The organism is Hydrotalea sp. (assembly GCF_049968455.1).
Taxonomy (GTDB): domain Bacteria; phylum Bacteroidota; class Bacteroidia; order Chitinophagales; family Chitinophagaceae; genus Hydrotalea.
Genome location: NZ_JBMFQT010000003.1, coordinates 168,811 through 191,135, shown reverse-complemented (window position 1 = coordinate 191,135; position 22,325 = coordinate 168,811). Strand labels below are relative to the sequence as shown.

19 protein-coding genes are annotated in these 22,325 nt (G+C 35.7%); 14 read left to right on the top strand and 5 right to left on the bottom strand.

The window, feature by feature from the left end; translation table 11 throughout:
- Positions 1–142: 142 nt before the first annotated feature.
- The 10 genes from ACP5P5_RS03475 to nth all read left to right on the top strand — a co-directional run bounded on the left by ACP5P5_RS03475 (position 143) and on the right by nth (position 7,962).
- The gene (locus tag ACP5P5_RS03475; RefSeq protein WP_428284721.1) at positions 143–433 is read left to right on the top strand and encodes a thioredoxin family protein; all 291 of its coding nucleotides are present in this window, start codon (positions 143–145) and stop codon (positions 431–433) included.
- A 156-nt stretch (positions 434–589) separates the two neighbouring features.
- Positions 590–1,540, top strand: coding sequence for an FAD:protein FMN transferase (locus ACP5P5_RS03470; protein ID WP_428284720.1), 951 nt, complete (start codon positions 590–592; stop codon positions 1,538–1,540).
- A 4-nt stretch (positions 1,541–1,544) separates the two neighbouring features.
- Positions 1,545–1,763 (top strand): DUF4266 domain-containing protein, encoded by a 219-nt coding sequence (locus ACP5P5_RS03465; RefSeq protein ID WP_428284719.1) that lies wholly within the window; start codon positions 1,545–1,547, stop codon positions 1,761–1,763.
- Positions 1,764–1,852: 89 nt separating this feature from the next.
- Entirely contained in the window at positions 1,853–3,115 is a 1,263-nt protein-coding gene (locus ACP5P5_RS03460; RefSeq protein WP_428284718.1) for a DUF3570 domain-containing protein, read from the top strand.
- 77 nt (positions 3,116–3,192) lie between these two features.
- Positions 3,193–4,104, top strand: coding sequence for an ATP-binding cassette domain-containing protein (locus ACP5P5_RS03455; protein WP_428284717.1), 912 nt, complete (start codon positions 3,193–3,195; stop codon positions 4,102–4,104).
- A 69-nt stretch (positions 4,105–4,173) separates the two neighbouring features.
- Positions 4,174–5,463: a phosphopyruvate hydratase gene (gene eno / locus ACP5P5_RS03450; RefSeq protein ID WP_428284716.1), complete on the top strand. Its 1,290-nt coding sequence runs from the start codon at positions 4,174–4,176 to the stop codon at positions 5,461–5,463.
- Positions 5,464–5,685: 222 nt separating this feature from the next.
- The gene (locus ACP5P5_RS03445) at positions 5,686–5,997 is read left to right on the top strand and encodes an FtsB family cell division protein (RefSeq protein ID WP_428284715.1); all 312 of its coding nucleotides are present in this window, start codon (positions 5,686–5,688) and stop codon (positions 5,995–5,997) included.
- A gap of 111 nt (positions 5,998–6,108) precedes the next feature.
- Complete coding sequence (locus ACP5P5_RS03440) at positions 6,109–6,342, top strand: hypothetical protein (RefSeq protein ID WP_146250489.1); 234 nt, start codon at positions 6,109–6,111, stop codon at positions 6,340–6,342.
- Positions 6,343–6,376: 34 nt separating this feature from the next.
- On the top strand, positions 6,377–7,258 hold the full coding sequence (locus tag ACP5P5_RS03435; RefSeq protein WP_428284714.1) for an alpha/beta hydrolase: 882 nt from the start codon (positions 6,377–6,379) through the stop codon (positions 7,256–7,258).
- Positions 7,259–7,296: 38 nt separating this feature from the next.
- Positions 7,297–7,962 carry an endonuclease III gene (gene nth, locus ACP5P5_RS03430; protein WP_428284713.1) on the top strand — a complete coding sequence of 222 codons (666 nt, stop codon included), beginning with the start codon at positions 7,297–7,299 and terminating at the stop codon, positions 7,960–7,962.
- A gap of 1 nt (position 7,963) precedes the next feature.
- Here nth and prfA read toward each other — a convergent pair whose 3' ends face one another.
- Positions 7,964–9,025: a peptide chain release factor 1 gene (gene prfA / locus ACP5P5_RS03425; RefSeq protein ID WP_428284712.1), complete on the bottom strand. Its 1,062-nt coding sequence runs from the start codon at positions 9,023–9,025 to the stop codon at positions 7,964–7,966.
- Positions 9,026–9,123: 98 nt separating this feature from the next.
- Between prfA and ACP5P5_RS03420 the strand changes: the two genes are divergently transcribed.
- Genes ACP5P5_RS03420 through ACP5P5_RS03410 form a run of 3 tightly spaced genes read left to right on the top strand, consistent with a single transcriptional unit; the run spans position 9,124 to position 14,060 of the window.
- Positions 9,124–10,701, top strand: coding sequence for an N-acyl-D-amino-acid deacylase family protein (locus tag ACP5P5_RS03420; protein WP_428284711.1), 1,578 nt, complete (start codon positions 9,124–9,126; stop codon positions 10,699–10,701).
- A gap of 2 nt (positions 10,702–10,703) precedes the next feature.
- On the top strand, positions 10,704–11,882 hold the full coding sequence (locus tag ACP5P5_RS03415; protein WP_428284710.1) for a dipeptidase: 1,179 nt from the start codon (positions 10,704–10,706) through the stop codon (positions 11,880–11,882).
- 6 nt (positions 11,883–11,888) lie between these two features.
- Positions 11,889–14,060, top strand: coding sequence for a penicillin acylase family protein (locus ACP5P5_RS03410; RefSeq protein ID WP_428284709.1), 2,172 nt, complete (start codon positions 11,889–11,891; stop codon positions 14,058–14,060).
- 9 nt (positions 14,061–14,069) lie between these two features.
- On the opposite strand, the gene ACP5P5_RS03405 is transcribed toward ACP5P5_RS03410, so the two are convergent.
- From ACP5P5_RS03405 to ACP5P5_RS03395, 3 genes are all read right to left on the bottom strand, one after another.
- Positions 14,070–16,067 (bottom strand): alpha-ketoacid dehydrogenase subunit alpha/beta, encoded by a 1,998-nt coding sequence (locus tag ACP5P5_RS03405; RefSeq protein WP_428284708.1) that lies wholly within the window; start codon positions 16,065–16,067, stop codon positions 14,070–14,072.
- 146 nt (positions 16,068–16,213) lie between these two features.
- Positions 16,214–16,990 carry a Bax inhibitor-1/YccA family protein gene (locus tag ACP5P5_RS03400; RefSeq protein WP_428284707.1) on the bottom strand — a complete coding sequence of 259 codons (777 nt, stop codon included), beginning with the start codon at positions 16,988–16,990 and terminating at the stop codon, positions 16,214–16,216.
- A 61-nt stretch (positions 16,991–17,051) separates the two neighbouring features.
- Positions 17,052–17,957, bottom strand: coding sequence for a polysaccharide deacetylase family protein (locus tag ACP5P5_RS03395; RefSeq protein ID WP_428284706.1), 906 nt, complete (start codon positions 17,955–17,957; stop codon positions 17,052–17,054).
- Positions 17,958–18,095: 138 nt separating this feature from the next.
- Here ACP5P5_RS03395 and ACP5P5_RS03390 point away from each other — a divergent pair, with 138 nt between their 5' ends.
- Positions 18,096–19,952 carry a 2-oxoacid:acceptor oxidoreductase subunit alpha gene (locus tag ACP5P5_RS03390; protein WP_428284705.1) on the top strand — a complete coding sequence of 619 codons (1,857 nt, stop codon included), beginning with the start codon at positions 18,096–18,098 and terminating at the stop codon, positions 19,950–19,952.
- An 84-nt stretch (positions 19,953–20,036) separates the two neighbouring features.
- On the opposite strand, the gene ACP5P5_RS03385 is transcribed toward ACP5P5_RS03390, so the two are convergent.
- The gene (locus ACP5P5_RS03385; protein ID WP_428284704.1) at positions 20,037–22,271 is read right to left on the bottom strand and encodes an FUSC family membrane protein; all 2,235 of its coding nucleotides are present in this window, start codon (positions 22,269–22,271) and stop codon (positions 20,037–20,039) included.
- Positions 22,272–22,325 lie beyond the last annotated feature (54 nt).

Sequence of the window (22,325 nt, the reverse complement as noted above, 5' to 3'; positions counted from 1 at the left end):
TTTGCGTTATTACACATTTAATTTTTATTGCAAGTAATTGTGCTTTAAGCTTAATTTAATGAATGATGCAAGCATCAAAAATAAACAGATGTTTATCTCTCATGAAATAATTAAACTATATCACCTGTTAAAATGAAACAATATGATTCGGAATTCTCTGCTTTCGGGTATAATTTTATTGTCACTATCTATACACTGGCAAAATAATTTTAATGAAGCAAAAGTTTTAGCTCAAAAACAGCACAAATTCATTCTATTAAATTTCTCAGGTTCTGATTGGTGCGGGCCTTGTATTCGGCTTCACAAAGAAATATTGGAAACACCAGTTTTTGAAAAGTTTGCCGATAGCAGTTTAATTATGGTAAATGCCGATTTTCCTAGGATGAAAAAAATCAATTATCTGCCAAACAGTAGAAAGAAAACGATGCAATAGCTGACTTATACAATACTAAGGGCATATTCCCTTTAACCTTACTAATTGATGCCAAAGGAAAGGTATGGAAGGAATGGGATGGTTTCCCAAATGTATCACCGGAAGCTTTTGTTGACCAAGTGAAAAATGCCATAGCAATGACTAACCCATTTTAAAATGGATTTGCAATTACATAAGGAATGTATGAAGTTAATGGGCAACCAGTTTGAAATTAGTGTGGTGGCCAAGAGCAAAAATTATGCATATAACTGTATTATAAAAGCAGTAGAAGAAATTAAACGAATAGAAAATTTATTAACAACATTTAATGATGGCAGTGAAACTAATTTGATTAATGCTGCGGCGGGAATGCATCCGGTACAAGTTAGTGAAGAAACCTTTCGATTAATTCAACGTTCTATTCGCATTTCAAATGTTACACAAGGCGCGTTCGATATTACTTATGGTTCTATTGATAAAAACCTATGGAACTTTAATTTAAAAATGCAAACCTTACCCGATGCGCATACTGCTAAGAAAATGGTTCGGTTAATAAATTACAAAAATATTGAATTGAATGAAAATGATTTTTCAGTTTTATTAAAGCATAAAGGTATGCGTATAGGTTTTGGAGTTATTGGAAAAGGCTATGTTGCTGATAAAGCCAAACAAGTATTATTAGCATGTGGTATTGAAAGTGGTATTGTAAATGCTTCAGGCGATTTAATTACCTGGGGTTTTCAACCCAATGGTGAGCCTTGGACAATTGGTATTGCTCATCCCGATGCAGCTTATTCCGTATTCTCTTATTTCAATATTAGCAATATGGCTGTAGCAACTTCAGGCAATTACGAAAAGTTTGTATGCATAAATGGCAAAAAATATTCACACACTATTAATCCTAAAACCGGATTACCAATTACCGGAATTAAAAGTGTTACCATTATTACCACACATGCTGAAATTGCCGATGCAATGGCTACACCTGTTACTATTATGGGCATTGAAGCAGGGTTAGATATGATTAATCAAATGAATAACATTGAAGCTATTATTGTTGATGATGATAATAGGGTTTTTACTTCTCATAACATCCGTATTAATAAAAATAAATATACTAAAAATTAAAATTATGAAATCAACGTATTATGGAATACTAATTGTGTTTTCATGCATGGGCTTATTTGCCTGCACACCAGTGAAAGAATACCAAAAAAATCGATTGAATGATGCTGAGATGAGCCTTTCCAGTAGAAGAGTACAAAAGAATGAGTTGAATTTTCAAACCTATCGTGAAGGCTCTGCCGGCGCAAATGGTGGAAAAACAGGAGGAGGTTGTGGTTGTAATTAAAACAATGGCTTTTATCCTTTTAATTCTACAATCATATTATTGAATCATCCAATGTTAAACCTGCTTAAGTCATCCTTAACAATTGTTTCATGAAAAAAATCTGTTTAACCGTAGTTGGTATTTATATTTTGTTATTACACGCATTTGCACAAACCAGTAATAGCGTTGATAGTGCTTATGAACCCAAGCCACTTAAGTTAGATGAAATTAATTTGGTTTCCAGCTACTATAATCAAAATGGTGACCACTCGGCCATATTGGGTGGCATTGGGAATGAGCATGTAGTGGATTTGGCAAATGGTTTAGAACTGAATTTTGTAGGGTGGGATGCCAGAAAAAATAAACATACTATTACGGCAGGCCTAGGATTCGATCATCATACTTCAGCATCGGCTGCTTATGTTTCTAAAACCGGCGCTTCAAAAACCGGAGGTACAAGAGTTTATCCTTCTTTCAATTGGTTAGTTGAAAATGAAAATAAAGGAACATCATTTGGCTTGGGAGCCTATTATTCTGCTGAATACAACTATCATTCATTGGGTTTAGATGCCAGTTATTCCAAAAAAACCAATAATAATGGCCAGTTTGATGGTAAAATATCGGCCTATTTCGATCAAGTTAAATTAATATATCCATCTGAACTTATACCTGTTAGTAGTGCACCCGCCAGTAGTTCGGGGCCAACTTATATTACTACTGCCAGTGGAAATACCGTATTAAGTGGGGGAGGTTATACTGATGAAAAACCTAAAATTCCATCAGCACCTCGTAACACCTATGATGCATCGCTTACCTTTTCACAAGTTATTAATAAGCGTTTGCAAGCCAGTGTAATGCTCGATTTGGTTTCGCAAAGCGGCTATCTGGGTTTACCGTTTCATCGGGTTTATTTTAATGATGGAACTGATCATGTTGAGAATCTACCTTCTTTACGATATAAAATACCTATCGGTATTCGGCTAAATTATTTTGCCGGCGATAATTTAATTATACGTGCTTATTACCGTTATTATTTTGATCAATGGGGTATACAATCACATACAATTGATTTGGAAGTTCCTGTAAAAATTACTCCTTTCTTTTCCTTATCACCCTTTTACAGGTATTATATACAAACGGCTGCCCGTTATTTTGCACCATATGGTATACATACTGCAGCCGACCAATACTATACCAGTAACTATGCATTATCAGCTTTAAGTAGTAATTTTTTTGGCATGGGGTTACGATTGTCGCCACCTGATGGAATTTTAAAAACACACTTATCTAATATCGAAGTTCGGTATGGGCATTATTTACAAACCACCGACTTGTTGGCTAATATTGTATCTTTTGCCTTTCAATTTAAATAGTAATATGCATTTATTTTAAGTTTTTTGTTGCGTATTACATTCAGTTAAAATTGTACTTTCGGGCAAATTCACAATGCATGTCGGTTGAAGTAAAGCATTTGGTTAAACAGTATGGCCAACAATATGCCGTAAATAATATTAGTTTTCATTTGCAAAAAGGCCAAATTACCGGCTTTTTGGGTCCGAATGGTGCTGGAAAAAGCACAACCATGAAAATGATTACGGGTTATTTAATGCCCGATGAAGGTATGGTAACTATTAATGGTATAGAAGTACAACGGAATCCCATTGATGCAAAAAAAATGATTGGTTATCTGCCTGAAACAAATGCACTATATTATGACATGTATGTGGGTGAATATCTTTATTTTGTTGCAGGAATAAAAGGTATAAAAAACAAATGGCAAGAAATTAAAAAGGTTATTGAATTAACCGGCCTTCAGGTTGAAAAAAATAAAAAAATAGCACAATTATCAAAAGGTTATAAACAACGGGTAGGCCTTGCTGCTGCCTTAATTAACAGCCCCGAAGTATTAATTTTAGATGAACCTACCAGTGGCCTCGATCCCAATCAAATAGTTGAAATTAGGAATGTAATAAAACAACAAGGTTCGGAAAAAACAGTTTTGTTTTCTTCTCATACTTTACAGGAAGTAACTGCAATTTGTGACAGAGCCATTATTATAAATGAAGGGAAAATTGTAGCAGATGATACGCTGCAAAATTTGCAGCATCAAAAAAATGACATTGCTACTATTACCATTTCACTTCGCGAACAACATTTACAACCTCAAGCATTGCAACTACCGGAAGTTGATAGGGTTGAAATGACTGCCCCAGGAACTTTTAAATTGTATACACGACAAGAACAGCTGGTGAGAAAATATTTATTGGCTTTTGCGCTACAGGAAAATCTTAACATTATTACACTTCAATCAGAACAGCAAAGCTTGGAAGAAGTATTTAGAAAGCTAACAATCGGTAGCTAAATTCCTGTTTAAAAGTGGCTTGGATACTGTATTTTCGCAGCTATTAACAACACAAAAAATCAAGCAACCATGAGCTACATTGTAGATGTACATGCCCGACAAATTTTAGACAGTCGCGGAAATCCCACTATTGAAGTTGATGTTTTGACCGATAATGGCACTTTAGGTCGTGCTGCAGTACCCAGTGGCGCTAGTACCGGCGTTCATGAAGCGGTGGAATTAAGAGATAATGATAAAAACATATATTTAGGTAAAGGTGTTTTACAAGCCGTTAAAAATGTAAATGAAATAATTGCTGAAAAAATAACAGGTTATGAAGTTGACCAACAAGTGGCTATTGATGAAGAAATGATTGCTTTAGATGGTACACCTAACAAAGCTAAATTGGGAGCCAATGCTATACTAGCCGTTAGTTTGGCAGTTGCTAAAGCTGCTGCCATAGAAGCGGATTTGCCATTGTATCGTTATATCGGAGGTGTGAATGCAAAAACACTTCCCGTTCCCATGATGAATATTTTGAATGGTGGCGCACATGCTGATAATAAAATTGATTTTCAGGAATTTATGGTAATGCCTATTGGTGCCCAAAACTTTAGTGAAGGCTTACGTTGGGGCGTAGAAGTATTCCATGCATTAAAATCAGTACTTAAGAAGAAAGGATATAGCACTAACGTTGGCGATGAAGGCGGTTTTGCTCCAAATATTCAAAGTAATGAGGAAGCTATCGATACTGTTATGGCAGCAATAGCAGCAGCAGGTTTTAAAGCAGGCACTGATATTGCCATTGCAATGGATCCGGCTGTAAGTGAAATGTTTGATGCCAATAAAAAAGTTTACCATTTCCATAAATCCGACGGTAAAGAACTTTCTATTGAGAAAATGGTAGAATATTGGGCAAATTGGGTAAAGCATTATCCTATTGTTTCCATAGAAGATGGTATGGCAGAGGACGATTGGGAAGGTTGGAAATTATTAACCCAAACTTTGGGTAGTAAAATTCAGTTAGTGGGTGATGATTTGTTTGTTACAAATGTACAACGCCTACAAAAAGGAATCGACGATAAAATTGCTAATGCTTTGTTAGTGAAAGTAAACCAAATAGGTTCACTAACAGAAACTATTAATGCAGTAACCTTGGCACAGCACAATGGTTATAATACTATTATGAGCCATCGTAGTGGTGAAACAGAAGATGTAACAATAGCCGATTTAGCAGTAGCACTTGGTTGCGGTCAAATTAAAACCGGTTCAGCATCTCGTACCGACCGAATAGCCAAATACAATCAATTGTTAAGAATTGAGGAAGAATTAGGTGCTTCGGCATTATTCCCTTCCGGTAAAATTAAGTTTGCAAAATAATTTTTACAGCCAATTGCTTAAAAAAGAGAGACTCCGAAAAGTCTCTCTTTTTTTAACAGCTATTTATCCAATAAATTGCTCCGTGTTTCGTTATTAGGATGAATCCAAATAAAATAAAACAACTTTTGAAAAATTGGGCACACATGCTTTAATGAATGAATGTGACTAAGTGTTTGAACAATTATTTATTTTTTCATAGGCCTAGCAAATTGTGTATGTATTATGCTACTGAAGTTTAAAAAAATTCCTGCCATTTTTTATAATAAATACATTTTAAGTATAGCATTTTTTGTGGTTTGGATGCTATTTTTCGATCAGCGTGATGTGTTTTATGTTTGGCAACAAAAAAATCAGTTAAAGGAACTTTTACAAAAGAAAGCATATTATGAAAATGAAATAAAAAAGGCACAAAGCGATTTAAATAACTTGCAAAATAACCCGGCTGCTGTTGAAAAGTTTGCACGGGAAAAATATTTAATGAAGAAGCCTAATGAAGATGTATTTGTAGTAGAAAGCGTTGTTATCCACAATTAATGCACGCCTGCAATATTTGTTATAAATGTGCGTTTAACTTAGGCCATTAGTACCATTGTAACGATGCACAAAAAATTATCCAAACATAATATTCAAAAACCCCTTAAAACAATGAGTTTGTTCACTGAAGAAACCCTAATCCTATATCTTTATCAAGAAACAGAACCCAAACTAACTCGTGAAATTGAAGCTGCATTAGAAGATGATATTTTCCTTCAGGAAAAGCTAAAAATGTTACAGCGCAGTATTAAGCAATTGGAACGTTTAAAAAATCAATCCAAACTTCCCCGCGAAGAATCAGTGAAAAGTATTTTAGCTTACGCTAAGAAACATGCAAAGAAATAATGCTACTTTTAATGATTCATTAAAAGTTAGCTGTATGAAGTTATTTTTGATTGCAGTACTATTTATTGTTTCTGCAGGAAGCCTAAATGCGCAATCGCATGGAACTGTTTTTGAGCATGAAGTAATGCAAAGCAACATTTTGCATAAAGAGGTAGCCTATGCAGTCTATCTTCCCTTCGATTATAATACTTCTAATAGAAATTATCCCGTTGTGTATTTGTTTCATGGCTATACCGATAATGAAACGGGATGGATACAATACGGTGAAGTAAATCGTTTTGCCGATAAAGCTATTTCGGAAGGCACCATACCGCCTATGATTATTATTATGCCCAATGCTGATTCAAGCTGGTATATAAATGCATTAAATGGACAGGAAAATTATGAAGACTTTTTTATAAAAGAATTTATGCCTGCTGTTGAAAAAAAATACCGCATTAAGGCAGAAAAACGTTTTAGAGGACTTTCAGGGCTTTCAATGGGCGGCTATGGCGCATTAATTTATGCAATGAAATATCCCAATTTGTTTTCAGCCGCAGCACCCTTAAGTGCTGCTGTATTTACTGATGATGAAATGATGAATATGCCTCAAGATCATTGGGATAAATTTTCTTTTCCTAAACTATATGGCAACTTTCCACCCGGCAAACAGCGGTTGAATAATGCCTGGTATCAAAATTCTGTTTTAAAAATTGTAGAAAATACACCTGCCGATACCTTACAAAAAGTACGCTATTGGATTGATTGCGGTGATGACGACTTTTTAACCAAAGGAAACTGTATGCTTCACTTAGCACTTACTGCGAAAAAAGTGCCACATGAGTTTCGTGTACGTGATGGTGCCCATACTTGGGGATACTGGCGTTCAGGTATCACAGATGCTTTACAATTTATTGGTCAAAGTTTTCATTTGTAAAATTTCGGTCGTTTATTTTTGCTGTATTTATTGCACTCATGACAAAGAAAGAACGTTACCAAATTGTGTTGGACTATTTTGAAAAAAATATACCAAATGCACAAACTGAATTGCAATATACCAATCCATTTCAGCTTTTAGTGGCTGTTATACTTTCAGCACAATGTACCGATGTTAGGGTTAATCAAACCACACCCGCCATCTTTAAAAAATATCCTAACGTGCAGGCATTGGCGAAAGCTACTTTCGATGAGTTGTTTCCACTTGTAAAAAGTATTTCTTATCCCAATAATAAAACCAAACATTTAATCGGCATGGCTAATATGCTAATTGAAAAATTTGGAGCAGAGGTGCCTATGACCGTTAATGAGTTGGTGCAATTACCCGGTGTAGGCCGCAAAACAGCAAATGTAATTACCAGTGTAATTGATGAACAGCCCAATATGGCTGTGGATACGCATGTTTTTAGGGTAAGTGCCAGACTTGGGTTAACCACAAAAGCTACTACACCACTTGCTGCTGAAAAGCAACTGATTCAATACATACCGAAGCATTTAATACATAAGGCGCACCATTGGCTTATTTTACACGGACGTTATACTTGTTTGGCTCGCAATCCCAAATGCAGTAGTTGCGGTTTAACGGCAGTTTGTTTGTATTACCAAAAACAAGCTAAACTAAATGCAAAAGCTGCCAACAATTAAATTATTGATTGGCCATTTTCGCAGTATTTTCAGCTAATTGCAATGCTTCAATAAATTCATCAATTTCACCATTCATAACCGCTTCTAAATTATAAGAGGTTAATCCAATGCGGTGGTCGGTTACTCTTCCTTGGGGCCAGTTATAGGTTCTAATTTTTGCGCTTCTATCACCGGTACTTACCAAAGTTTTACGTTGGCGAGCTATTTCTTCTTCTTGTTTACGTACTTGTTCCTCATATAATTTAGTACGAAGCATTTGCATGGCTTTTTCTCTGTTACCCAACTGTGTACGTTCAGTTTGGCAAACCACTACAGTGCCGGTAGGAATGTGGGTTAAGAAAACTTTTGTTTCTACTTTGTTTACATTTTGGCCGCCGGCACCACCACTTCGGGCAGTTTCCATTTTTACATCACTTTCTTTTAATTCAAAGTCAACTTCTTCAGCTTCAGGTATAACTGCTACTGTAGCTGCTGATGTATGAACACGTCCTTGTGTTTCAGTTGCCGGTACCCGTTGTACACGGTGTACACCACTTTCAAATTTTAAAGTGCCATATACATCTTCGCCGGTAACTTCTACTACAACTTCTTTATAACCACCTGCCGTTCCCTCGCTTTCACTCACAATGGCAGTTTTCCAACCTTTTTTGGCGCAATAGCGTAAATACATTCCCAATAAATCACCTGCAAATAGGCTAGCCTCATCGCCACCGGTACCGGCTCTAATTTCTAAAATGGCATTTTTATCATCCTGAGGATCTTTGGGTATGAGTAATTGAGTAAGCGTTTTCTCTAAGGTTTCTTTTTTTTCCTCCAACTGGGGTAATTCCATTTTCGCCAGTTCTTTCATATCCTCATCATTACTATTCAGGTTGTCTTTTACAAACTGATAGTCGTTCAACACTTTTTTATATTCCTCAAAAGGTTGTACTATTTTTTCTAAAGCCCTGTATTCTTTACTAAGTTTACCAAATTCGGCTTGGTTATTAATAATTTCAGGATTGGTTAATGCAATACCAACCTGTTCAAACCTTGCCTTAATGGCTTCTAATTTATCCAGCATATCCTCAAAAAATTTTCAGTTGGCAAAAGTACAGTTTTCAGCAATGCTTTGTAGTAACATTAAGAATCCTTAATTTCAATATCCCCAAAAAAACAACCATGCGTACCTTATTTTGTTGCCTTTATGTCCTTTTTTCCTTAATGGTGAACGCCCAAACCGCCGATATTTTAATTAAAAACGGCAAAATTATGAATGGTACGGGCAATAATTGGTTTTATGGCGATGTAGCCATTGCTAATGGTAAAATTTTAGCTGTTGGACAATTAACGAGCTGGAAAGCAAAGCAAACCATTGATGCAACAGGCTTAATTGTTTCCCCAGGCTTTATTGATGTGCATACCCATATTGAAGGCGATGAAGCCAGAAACCCTACTGCCGACAACTTTATTTATGATGCAGTAACAACCGTTATTACCGGCAATTGCGGACTTTCTAAAACGGATATAGGTGCCTATTTCCATTTTTTAGATAGTGTACACCTTTCTATTAATGTGGCTTCGCTAATAGGTCACAATGACATTCGTAAAGCTGTAATGGGTACTGCCCGACGTGCACCTACACCACAGGAAATGCAGCAAATGGAAAAAATAATGCAAAAAGCCATGCAAGATGGGGCGGTTGGACTATCAACAGGATTGATTTATATACCGGGTGCCTATGCCAATACCAATGAAGTTTTGGCATTGGCTAAAATTGCTGCAGCTTACAATGGTGTTTATGCGACTCATATGCGCAACGAAGGCGATAGCGTTGTACCGGCTATTAAAGAGGCTTTGTATATTGGCGAAACAGCCGGTTTGCCGGTTGAAATTTCGCATTTTAAATTAAGTGGTCAGCAAAACTGGGGTAGAAGTAAAGAAACTTTGGGCTTAATAAAAGATGCACGACGTAATGGCATTGACGTAACTATTGATCAATATCCTTACACAGCCAGCAGTACTAATTTGGGAACCTTGCTGCCCGATTGGGTTTTAGCTGATGGGAAAGATTCTATTAATGCCCGACTCAGTAATGCTGCTATTCGTAAACAGTGTATTGATTATATGTTGGAAAGGCTGCATAAGCGAAAACTGAAACATTTTAGTTATCCGGTGGTAGCCTATTATACCTTCGATACAACTTTAAATGGTAAAAGTATTGAAGCCATTAATGTTTTAAAAGGAAGAAAACATACTGCTAAAGCAGAAGCTGAAACAGTTTTAGAAATGATGCAACATGGCGGTGCCGCAATGGTATTTCATGGTATGAGTGAAGGCGATGTGCAATACATTATGCAATACCCTTTCTGTATGTTTGGTTGCGATGCCGGCATTAGGGTGTTTGGTGAAGGGGTACCCCATCCCCGAGGTTACGGTAGTAATGCAAAAATTTTGGGTAAATATGTAAGGGAATTGCATTTATTTAGTTGGGAAGAAGCTATTAGAAGAATGACCGGCTTGCCTGCACAAAAATTTCATTTATACAATAGGGGTTTATTATTGCCGGGCTATGCAGCAGATGTAGTTGTTTTTAATCCTAACACCATTATAGATAAAGCAACTTATGATAGTCCACATCAATATTCAGAAGGTGTGCAATACGTTATTGTAAATGGAGCTGTTACATTGCAAAATGGCAAGCATACCGGAGTACGTAATGGGGTGACTTTAAAAAATAATACATTGCAAAATTTATAATAATGATTCATACAAAAATTGGCTTACTGTTTTTTGTCTTTTGCATTGGTTTATCTGTGCATGCACAACGCTACGAAAGTATTACTCAAAATGCCATTTTGGTTGATACACATAACGATATCTTAAGCGCATGTATTGAAAAAAAGGTTTCGTTAGATAATGATTTAACGAATATTACAATGTCCGATTTAAATAGATTTAAAAAGGGTGGTGTAGATGTTCAGTTTTTTTCTGTATGGTGCGATGGCGACCAACGGAATCCATTTGACTTTGCTAATAGAGAAATGGATACTTTATATGCTGTAGCCAAAAGAAATCCGAATAAAATTGTAATTGTAAAAAACTATCAACAACTATTGCAAACAGTAAAAGCGCATCAACTGGCTGCAATGTTTGGCGTTGAAGGTGGACACATGATTGAAAACGATTTGAAAAAGTTGGATAGTTTATATAACCGGGGTGCACGCTATTTAACATTAACTTGGAATAATTCTAACAGTTGGGCTACTTCGGCAATGGATGAAACCCTGAATGCAAAAACCTTAACACACAAGGGTTTAACCGATTTTGGTAAACAAGTAGTAAAACACATGAATGCATTGGGAATGTTGATTGATGTATCACACACCGGCGAACAAACTTTTTGGGATGTTATTCATACCACTACTAAGCCCATCATTGCATCGCATAGTGATGTGTATAATATTTGCCCGGTATTTAGAAATTTAAAAGATGAGCAAATAAAAGCAATTGGTAAAAATGGCGGTGTTATTCAGTTGAATTTTTATTCCGGATTTTTAGATAGCACCTTCATGCAAAAGCAACAACAGTTTTCTGTAAGCCATAAAATGGAGTTAGATAGTTTAATACATTCGGGCATGCAACGCGATTATGCATTAACATGGTTATTTCAAAAATATGCAACTGAAGTAAACAGTTGGCGACCACCTTTATCTTTATTACTCGATCATTTGGATTATATTGTTCGATTAATTGGAGTTGACCATGTTGGTTTGGGTTCTGATTTTGATGGCATTAATTCAGCCCCACAACAATTGGATGATGTTACCAGTTATGCCCTTATAACCAAAGGTTTAATGCAACGAGGATACAACAAAAAAGATATTGAAAAAATTTTGGGTGAAAACTTACTTAGAGTGCTAAAACAAAATGAAAATTAAAAGCGTATGAAATACTTGTGGCTATTGTTCTTGCTTCCATTGCAACTAAATGCGCAACAAAATAATGCAACCAACATACAACGTTGGGAAAATATGACCAAACAAGTAACAATTATTCGCGATAACTGGGGCATTCCGCATGTTTATGGCAATACCGATGCTGCTGCAGTTTTTGGTTTACTGTACGCGCAATGTGAGGATGATTTTCAAAGGGTTGAAATGAATTATATTGAAAAACTGGGGCGAATGGCGGAAGTAAAAGGAGAATCTTCTCTATATGATGACTTATTGATTCGTTTACAAATTGATTCAACTGATGCAAAGAATGATTACGCAAAGGCACCATCATGGCTAAAGCAATTATTGGATGCTTATGCCGATGGAATCAATTTTTATCTATTCAAACATCCTGAGGTAAAACCGGTTTTACTAAATGAATTTAAGCCTTGGTATCCGTTATTATGGACGGATGGAAGTATTGGTGCAATTGATATTGGTGGGGTTACTACTAATGAACTTAAAAATTTTTATGGAAATGAACATTTACCCACTGCAAAAATATTTACAGAAAATGAACAACTTACTTCCGGTTCTAACGGGTTTGCCTTTGCGCCTTCGAAAACAGCTTCCGGAAATGCTATTTTATACATTAATCCACATGTAACTTTTTATTTCCGTCCTGAAGTTCAGGTGGTGAGCAAGGAAGGTTTGAATGCATATGGTGCAGTAACCTGGGGGCAGTTCTTTGTATATCAAGGATTTAATGAACATTGTGGTTGGATGCATACTTCCAGTTATGCGGATGTGGCCGATTTATATGCAGAGAAGGTTCAAGAACAAAATGGGAAATGGATGTATTATTATAATCATCAATGGTTACCCATTCAACAAAAGCAAATAACCATTTATTATTTGAGTGGAGGTAATAAAATTGCTAAAACATTTACAACGTATTTTACACATCATGGTCCGGTTATGGCTAAGCGGAACCATCAATGGATTGCTGTAAAAGCCATGAATCGTTCTATGAATAGCCTTATTCAATCATGGCAGCGTACCAAAGCCAATAATATTGAGGAGTTTAAAAAAACAATGGAATTATATTCTAACACATCTAACAATACTGTTTACGCCGATGATAAAGGCAATATTGCTTATTGGCACGGTAATTTTATGCCACGACGCGATACTGCGTACAATTGGGCATTGCCGGTAGATGGAACTACCGCTGCAACCGAATGGAAAGGGTTACATACTTTGAATGAGATAATTCATGTTTATAATCCCTCCACTGGCTTTATACAAAATTGTAATTCTACACCATTTACGGTTTCAGGTTCAAGTAGCCCCTTAAAACAAAATTATCCCCACTATATGGCGCCAGATGGTCAAAATTTTCGGGGCGTGTTAGCTGTAAAATTGTGGGAAAATGCTACACAATTAACGCTTGATAAGGTAATTAAAACCGCTTATAATACCCATTTATCAGCATTTGATATTTTAATTCCGGCTTTGCTTAAAGCATACGAGCTTGAAAAAAATAATTATCCGAATTTAGAACAACCTATTCAACTATTACAGCATTGGAATGACAATGCTTCAGCTACCTCTGTTGCCACTACTTTAGCTATTGAATGGGGGCAAAAGCTTTTGCCTGAAATTATGAAAAATAAAGATGAAGAAGATGATGCTGATCAAGTTGAAAAAACAATTCATTTTGCACAGAAAGCCAGTTCCGTTAGTTTATTACAGCCCATGCAAAAAGTTATTGAACAACTAACACAAAATTTTGGAACTTGGCAAGTTGCTTGGGGCGATATTAATCGTTACCAAAGATTAACGGGTAATATCAATGAAATTTTTGATGATAACAAGCCCAGTTTACCTGTTGGTTTTGCGGCCTCAACATGGGGTTGTATTCCTTCTTTTGTAAGTAAAACTTTTAATGGAACTAAAAAACGTTATGGTTATAATGGTAATAGTTTTATTTGTGCTGTAGAGTTTGGTAAAACGATTAAAGCTAAATCATTATTAACCGGAGGAGAAAGTGGCCATTTAAGTTCACCTCATTTTAGTGACCAAGAAGCAATGTACACCAATGGTGTTTTTAAAGACGTTTTATTTTATAAAGATGATGTATTAAAACACGCTACGCAACAGTATCATCCCGGCGAGTAGTTGAGTACATTAATAATTCAACAATTTTTCTATAGTTTCTGCTAATCGGGTATGTGCTAAAAAATTTTGTTCAAGTGTTGTGTTAAAAGGAATAGGCGTATCTAAACTGGCACAGCGCATAACTGGTGCATCTAAGTGTTCAAAACAATGTTCTGTTATCCAGGCACTTATTTCCGCACCAATACCGCCGGTAAGTGTATCTTCATGTAAAACCAGTACTTTGCCAGTTTTTAAAACTGTGTTACGAATGCTATCATAATCCAGTGGTAATAATGTTCTTAAATCAATAATTTCAATTGAGGAATCGGTATGTTCAGCACAATATTGCAATGCCCAATGTACACCCGCACCATAGGTTATAATGCTTAAATTGCTTCCACTTTGCACAACTCTTGCTTTACCTATTGGTATTTCATAATACTCATTAGGTACATAACCGGTTACACTTCTATACAAAGCTTTGTGTTCAAAAAACAAAATTGGGTTGGGGTCGTTAAACGATGCCAACAGTAAGCCTTTTGCATCGAATGGCGTTGCCGGGTAAACCACTTTTAAACCGGGCACATGTGTAAACCAAGCTTCATTGCTTTGTGAATGAAAGGGACCGGCACCAACCCCTGCACCGGTGGGCATTCGAACAACCACATCGGCATTTTGATTCCAACGGTAATGTATTTTCGCTAAGTTGTTTACTATTTGATTGAAACCAACAGAAACAAAATCGGCAAACTGCATTTCAACCATGCTCTTAAACCCCTCTAAACTTAAACCCAATGCAGTACCAATAATGGCGCTTTCGCATAAGGGTGTATTGCGTACTCTATTTTTGCCATATTTCTCAAGCAAGCCTTCTGTAATCTTAAATGCACCACCATATTCTGCAATATCTTGACCCATTAAAATGAGCTTATCGTGTTTTTGCATGGCCAAATCAAGACCATCCTTAAGCGCATCAATTAAACGATGTGGTTTTTCAGTAGTTGCTGAATTATTGCGCATGTTTTCGGAAGGCTCTTCAACAAGTGGGGCAGGGGCATAAACATCCGCCAGCTCTTCCCGTGTATTGGCAACCATAGGTGCTGCCTGATAAGCAATTTGTAATTCTTCTTCAATAGCCAATTTCATGTTATGCCTTATATCTTCAATGGCTGATGAGGTAAGGATTTGCTCATTCAATAAATATTCTTCATAATTCTTTATTGGATCTTTTTCCGCCCAAATATCAAATAGCTCTTTGGGAACATATTTTGTGCCACTGGCCTCTTCATGACCGCGCATTCTAAAAGTCATGCATTCAATTAAATAGGGCTTTTGTTGTTCAATACAATATTTTCTTACCCCGCTAATTGTATCATACACTTCTAAAATATTATTTCCATCAATTTGAACGCCTTCCATTCCATAACCGATGGCTTTATCAACCAAATTTTTGCAGCGATATTGTTCGTTAACAGGTGTGCTAAGTCCGTATCCGTTATTTTCAATAATAAAAATAACCGGCAAGTTCCAAACGGCAGCTACATTTAAAGCTTCATGGAAATCGCCTTCACTAGTGCCACCATCGCCGGTGAATGCTAAGGCAATTTTTTGTTTTTGTTGTAATTGAATGGCTAATGCTGCACCATCGGCTACAGCCAATTGTGGACCTAAATGCGAAATCATGCCACAAATAAAATGTTCCTTAGTACCAAAATGGAAACTTCTTTCTCTTCCTTTAGAATATCCTTCATGATTGCCCTGCCATTGCATAAATAATTTGTGTAAGGGCATTTTTCTGGAAGTAAATACACCTAAGTTTCTGTGTAAAGGCATTATCCATTCATCACTTTCCAAAGCTAAGGTAGCACCAACTGAAATGGCTTCTTGGCCAATACCACTAAACCATTTACTAATTTTTCCCTGACGCAATAACACCAACATTTTTTCTTCAATTAGTCTGGGATATAATAATTCATGATAAAAATTAATCAGTTGTACATTGGTTAATGCCTTTCTATTGAATTGCATGGCAGCAAATTTTTGTGCCGTAAAATTACCTGATATTTTCTATGGCAGATACAACAAATTGAAAATAGTGAATGCCATATGAATAAAAATAAAAAAGCCCCACATTTATTGTAAGCGTGGGGCTATAAGTTTTTTGGGTAGAATGATTAGTTTCTATTGCTAGCGAAACGGCTTAACAATTTTAATATTTCAATGTATAACCAAACAATAGTCACTAGTAAGCCAAATGCGCCATACCATTCCATAAATTTAGGTGCACCTTGCTCAGCGCCTCTCTCAATCATATCAAAGTCTAATAATAAATTCAAAGCTGCAACTGCAACAACGAATAAACTAATACCAATACCTAACATACCGCCATTTGTGATACTCATAAATGGCATATTAACATTAAATAAACTCAGTAATAGTGTAAGTCCATAAAATATTGCAATACCCAAAGTAGCGGTAAAAATAATGCTACGTAATTTGTCAGTTACTTTAATAATTCTAAAGCTATAAAGCAAAAACATGGCTAATGCTACGCCAAAAGTTAAACCTACCGCTTGTAATACAAGGTTAGGATAATTTTTAGCAAACATATCATTGATAATTGCAGAAATTCCGCCAACAAATAGTCCTTCTAAAATACCATATGCAGGGGCAATGTATCCTGCCCACATGGGTTTAAACATAATGCCAATAGCTGCAACTAAACCGCCAAAAATACCTACCATCATTAGTGTGGTAGTTGTTCCGGGTTGTCCACTGGCATAAGTATGCCAGGTATAAAATGCACCGCCAATAACCATTAACATTAGAAAGCCAAATTTATTGAGCGTACCTCTTACGCTCATTATGCCTTGTGCATTTGCTTGAGCCGTGAGACTGTTATCAAAAATCTTCTCTGTTAAAGTGGGGTTACCGGATTTAAAAATTGCCATAGTTTCAAAAAATTTTTTATAGTGTAAAGTTACTGCAATAATTCAAAAATACACGTTAAATCTATAAGGGCTTTTTAAGGTTTGGATAATGATCAACTGTTTCGAAAACATAATTCGGATAATGTTTTAATAAACCTATAAATTTTTGTAACGAGTCGGTAAAATTGGCATGCCTAAACATGCGGTCGTGTGTTAAAATAACTAAATGATTTTTGGTATGTGTATAGTTTTTTTCAAATGCAGTATTCACTATTTCAAACATTGTTTTGGCACTTTGAATGGGGTTTGCAGTTTTATGATCAAAACTCCATTCTACATCCCATCCAATTACATTATAGCCTGCACTGTCTAGTTTCATGCACACCGGTTTTACCAAAGGAGAAGCTTTAAAAGAAGTAGCTGAAATCCATGCACTATTACCCGGAAGTCGAATGATTTTAAAAGGCACATGCAATTTTTCTTGTGCTTGCATAAAGTCTTCAAATGCCATGTTTGAGTGATGGTAAAAATATCGGTATTTGTTATTGGCATGTGTATTACTGTGGTTGGCTAACAAAATTTCAGGGTAATCATTTCTTACAGATTGCACTAATTTCTTCAAATATTCATCGCCAACCTGATTGCCAATCATGAAAAATGTAGCTTTTATTTGTTCATTTTTTACAAGCTGTAAACACGTTGTGGTACCATTTTGAGGGCCATCATCAAAAGTTAAGTAAATATATTTTTTGGTTGAATCATAAGTAATGGGTGTACTATGAATTGTAGGGTAGATGTCAATATGTGTAGTGCTATCATCTTTATTAGCAATAATATCAGTTTGGGAAATACCAATAGAAGCTGTTTTAGTAGCGCTAGTTAATGCAGTATTGGATGGTTTAGGCTTATCATTGCAAGAAATAAAAAACAAAACCATTAATGGAATGAACCCTTTGAAACAATATTGAACCCCAAATTTTTTTACCATAATTCTGTTTTAAACTCAGCAGGAAGTGCAAGTTAATGTGTGTAGATTTAATAAATGTTTAAAATGTTTCTAAAATGGGCAATTTATGCTGTAAATTGAAAAAAGATTATACTTAACTTCGTTATCAATTTTTTTAAAATGAATAGAACAGAGCAAACACTGCAAGACGTTGTTATAAAGTTTGCAGGCGATAGCGGCGATGGAATGCAATTAACCGGGCAGCAATTTACCAACAACACTGCCCTGTTGGGAATTGATTTAGCAACATTTCCAGATTTCCCGGCTGAAATACGTGCCCCTATTGGTACTTTACCTGGGGTTAGTGGATTTCAACTGCACTTTTCATCGAACAAAGTCTACACGCCCGGTGATATTGCCGATGTTCTGGTTGCTATGAATGCAGCTGCATTAAAAGTGAATTTGAAAAGTATTAAACCCGGTGGAAAAATTATTGTGAATATTGATGGGTTTGATGCTAAAAATTTACGTTTGGCTAACTATCCCGAAGGCGTTAATCCCTTAGAAGATGGTAGTTTGGATAATTTTGAAGTAATTAAAATAGATGTTACCCGACTTACTCGTGAAGCCCTAAAAGATTTTACTGATTTAGGTACCAAGGAACGCGACAGAGCAAAAAACATGTTTGTATTAGGTTTTATTTATTGGATGTACGATAGAACCCTTGATACAACTATTGCATTTTTAAAAGAAAAGTTCGGCAAAAAAGAAAGCATTTTACAAAGCAATATTAAAGTTTTACAAGCGGGTTATAACTATGGTGATACCACCGAAACATTTACTACCCGATACAAAGTTGAAAAAGCCAAATTACCCGCAGGAACCTATAGAAGCATTATGGGGAATCAGGCATTGGCCTATGGTTTAATTGCCGCCAGTCAAAAAAGCGGATTGCCATTATTTTTGGGCTCATACCCTATAACACCTGCTTCAGATATTTTACATGAATTAAGTAAACACAAAGCTTTTGGTGTAAAAACTTTTCAAGCTGAAGATGAAATTGCAGCCATTTCTTCCAGCATTGGTGCTAGTTACGGTGGTGCTTTAGGCGTAACTACCACTTCCGGGCCCGGAATGGCACTGAAAACAGAAGCAATGGGTTTAGCGGTAATGTTGGAAATTCCTTTGGTTATTGTAGATATTCAACGTGGTGGCCCTTCAACCGGATTACCTACCAAAACGGAACAAAGCGATTTAATGCAAGCTTATTACGGTCGTAACGGTGAATGTCCTATGCCGATTATAGCTTCTGCAACACCCAGCGATTGTTTTGATGTAGCTTATGAAGCTTGCAGAATTGCGGTACAACACATGACACCGGTAATTTTGTTAAGTGATGGATATATTGCCAATGGTGCCGAGCCCTGGCGATTCCCTAAGTCGGCTGATTTAAAACCCATTGAGGTAAAATTTGCTGCAACGCAACAAAATACTGATTCAAAATTTGAACCTTATTTACGCGATGAAAAATTAGTGCGTCCCTGGGCTATTCCCGGAACAGCAGGTTTAGAGCATAGAATTGGTGGTTTGGAGAAGCAGGATATAACAGGAAATGTTAGTTACGATCCTGACAATCACCAACACATGGTGAAAACTCGCCAGGAAAAGGTTGATAAAATTGCTGATTATATTCCCTTACAACAATTGGATAGTGGTGCAGAAACCGGAGATTTGTTAGTGATTGGATGGGGATCAACCTATGGTGCAATAAAAAGTGCTGTACTAGAATTGCAACGTCAAGGATACTCCGTTAGTCACGCTCATTTAAGATATGTGCGACCATTCCCAAAAAACTTAGGGAATATTATTAAGAACTTTAAACAAGTTTTGGTTCCGGAAATAAACAATGGCCAATTAATTAAGATTTTACGCGACCAATATTTGGTAGATGCCAAAGGTTATAATAAAATAATGGGTATTCCTATCACCAAAACTGAACTAATTACAGAAATAAAACGGATATTGCAACAAAAATAACCGAATAGGTTTTTAAAATTTTAACGCCCCTTTCTTAGTCCTGTATCAAAAACCAAAACCCTCCTTACAGAAACGGAGGGTTTATTATTTTAATTGAGCAGTAATCTTAGACATATCTATGGAAATGTTGTATAAAAAACTATACTGGTCTGTAATTGATTTAAGCGTTGATAAATAGGGGCGTGTATCGCTGTTCAAATGTCCTGTCTCAATTTCTTTATTTCTAATGGTTAATAGTTCGTTTATTTTTACATGAATGGAAAAGGGTTTATCTAATTTCGTATCGTTATTTGTTGGATTGGTAAATGCATTAGTTGTTTGTAATTGTTGAGCACTATTATGTAAATGTTTAAGAATATTTTGGCCTAATTCGTTTAATTCAGGTGTAACCAAATTGTCTTTAATTTCACTAGCATAATAATTTAAAGTTGCCAAATGAGCATTGGCCATATACAAAACCACTACCAGTTGATGAATTTGCGGTAAATGTACTTGTTGATGTTTGGGTTCTGATAGCATTCTATTAAAACTGTCTGAAACATTAGATGCCGAAATCCAACTTTCTTTTCTTAATAACCGTATGCTGTTTTTTTCATAGGGCTGATTACCTGTTAAAGCATTATTTAAAGCCTGAAAATATTGAGCACAGCTATTAATGGCTTTGTATAGTAAATTATTCAGCTGTGTATTTTCCCAAATGGGAGGTAAAATAAAACTAAACACAATTGCCAAGGCTGATCCAATGGCTGTGTCAATTACTCTGTCAGTAATTAGTAATCTGTAATTATTAAAGTTTAATAAGTGATACAACAATAATACATAAACAGTAATGGCAATTACACTAATAATGTAATTGGTTCGCATAAAGCTATATGCAATAAACATGCTAATGGTTAGTATAATTAGCAAAAAGGTATCGGCATGTATAAAATAAAGCAATGCGGCTCCAAAAGCAGCACCAATAAGGGTGCCTGTTAAACGTTCTTTATTTCTTTTTTTGGTTAAATTATAAGCTGGTTTTAAAATAACAATTACGGTAAGTAACAACCAGTAACTATGTCCTAACAAAAAGAAATGTGCAATTATATAAGCACACAAAGCAGCCAGAGCAATTCGTAATGAATGCCTAAATATATTTGATTGAAATGATAGATTATCTATAATTACGTCAATCGATATACGTTGATGTGATATGAAATCTTCCGGATTGGTTTCTTTAATTTTTTTTCTGCTTATTTTTTCTTTGTTGCTAATATATGTTTCTAAAGTTTTAATTCTGGCAGCAACCGCTTCAATACTATCTAAAATTTGTTTTAGACTAATTAAAATACTAATAGAGTGGGAAGAAATTTCATTGGCATGTAAAGCTGCGTATTGATTTCTTAAGGGTTGTATAAGTTGTTCTATAGCTAAACTTTTTATGGTAGAAGTGCCGCCTTTAAGTACAATGCCAGTTTCTTCCAAATAATTTCCCAACTGTTGAATGCATTGCGCATATTCTTGTAATAATGATTGAGCCGGCTTAAATGAATGTAGTGCTTTATAATCCTGATGAGAAGTCATTATAGTGTCCAACAAATCAGTAACATCTAAAAAGGCCAGCATTAAATTTCTACTGGTGGGTGTTGATTCTTTAACAAAACTGCGCGTTTTAAAAATAATTTCGGCAGTTAAATTTTGACGTTCTAATGCAGTTGTTTGTAATTGTAATAATTGGCTATAGGTGTTTTCTAAGTTAATGGTTGAATTGAATAGGTTTCCTTTTGTTTTTAAGTATTTCCCTATAGTTTCAAAATATTCACCTAATGATTGTTGAACAATTTTATAAGGCCTTAATTGGTATAATGCCAAACTTAAAAAGCTATACCAAACTGCGCCTCCACCTATGTACAAACTATTCAATAAAATATTTTCAACATCCTTATAATGGTGGTCTGCTTGTAACACAAGTATTAAAAGTGCAGCTACTCCAATTGAAGCAGCCCGAGTACCAAATACCCCAATAATGGAAAAAATAAAACATAATATAGGTAATATAATTCCATAAAGCCAAGGAATAAAACTGCTTAATCCTACTACTATGGCAACTAAAAAAAGTAATATGCTTCCGGCAAAAAAGCCATTCTTTCTATGCAAAATAGGCCCCGGATTATCGCTGATTGCAATACCTAAAGCGCCTAGGGAAATATTAATGCCAATGGGTAAAGCCTTAAAATATGCGGCAATGATAGAAGGTAAAAGAATACCAATCGTCATACGTACACCTTCGCCCACATAATAACTATTAATAAAACTGCGGAATTGCTTACCATAATCCATACAGTTATAAAGTTATTGTGTTTGCAAATGTGATGAATGTAATTATAGATATTG

Coding starts and splice junctions, on each gene's coding strand:
- ACP5P5_RS03445 (WP_428284715.1), top strand. CDS start 5,686: ATGCTACTGAAGTTTAAAAAAATTCCTGCCATTTTTTATAATAAATAC.
- ACP5P5_RS03460 (WP_428284718.1), top strand. CDS start 1,853: ATGAAAAAAATCTGTTTAACCGTAGTTGGTATTTATATTTTGTTATTA.
- ACP5P5_RS03390 (WP_428284705.1), top strand. CDS start 18,096: ATGAATAGAACAGAGCAAACACTGCAAGACGTTGTTATAAAGTTTGCA.
- ACP5P5_RS03470 (WP_428284720.1), top strand. CDS start 590: ATGGATTTGCAATTACATAAGGAATGTATGAAGTTAATGGGCAACCAG.
- ACP5P5_RS03420 (WP_428284711.1), top strand. CDS start 9,124: ATGCGTACCTTATTTTGTTGCCTTTATGTCCTTTTTTCCTTAATGGTG.
- nth (WP_428284713.1), top strand. CDS start 7,297: ATGACAAAGAAAGAACGTTACCAAATTGTGTTGGACTATTTTGAAAAA.
- ACP5P5_RS03405 (WP_428284708.1), bottom strand. CDS start 16,067: ATGCAATTCAATAGAAAGGCATTAACCAATGTACAACTGATTAATTTT.
- eno (WP_428284716.1), top strand. CDS start 4,174: ATGAGCTACATTGTAGATGTACATGCCCGACAAATTTTAGACAGTCGC.
- ACP5P5_RS03465 (WP_428284719.1), top strand. CDS start 1,545: ATGAAATCAACGTATTATGGAATACTAATTGTGTTTTCATGCATGGGC.
- ACP5P5_RS03400 (WP_428284707.1), bottom strand. CDS start 16,990: ATGGCAATTTTTAAATCCGGTAACCCCACTTTAACAGAGAAGATTTTT.
- ACP5P5_RS03455 (WP_428284717.1), top strand. CDS start 3,193: ATGTCGGTTGAAGTAAAGCATTTGGTTAAACAGTATGGCCAACAATAT.
- ACP5P5_RS03410 (WP_428284709.1), top strand. CDS start 11,889: ATGAAATACTTGTGGCTATTGTTCTTGCTTCCATTGCAACTAAATGCG.
- prfA (WP_428284712.1), bottom strand. CDS start 9,025: ATGCTGGATAAATTAGAAGCCATTAAGGCAAGGTTTGAACAGGTTGGT.
- ACP5P5_RS03435 (WP_428284714.1), top strand. CDS start 6,377: ATGAAGTTATTTTTGATTGCAGTACTATTTATTGTTTCTGCAGGAAGC.
- ACP5P5_RS03395 (WP_428284706.1), bottom strand. CDS start 17,957: ATGGTAAAAAAATTTGGGGTTCAATATTGTTTCAAAGGGTTCATTCCA.
- ACP5P5_RS03385 (WP_428284704.1), bottom strand. CDS start 22,271: ATGGATTATGGTAAGCAATTCCGCAGTTTTATTAATAGTTATTATGTG.
- ACP5P5_RS03415 (WP_428284710.1), top strand. CDS start 10,704: ATGATTCATACAAAAATTGGCTTACTGTTTTTTGTCTTTTGCATTGGT.
- ACP5P5_RS03440 (WP_146250489.1), top strand. CDS start 6,109: ATGAGTTTGTTCACTGAAGAAACCCTAATCCTATATCTTTATCAAGAA.
- ACP5P5_RS03475 (WP_428284721.1), top strand. CDS start 143: ATGATTCGGAATTCTCTGCTTTCGGGTATAATTTTATTGTCACTATCT.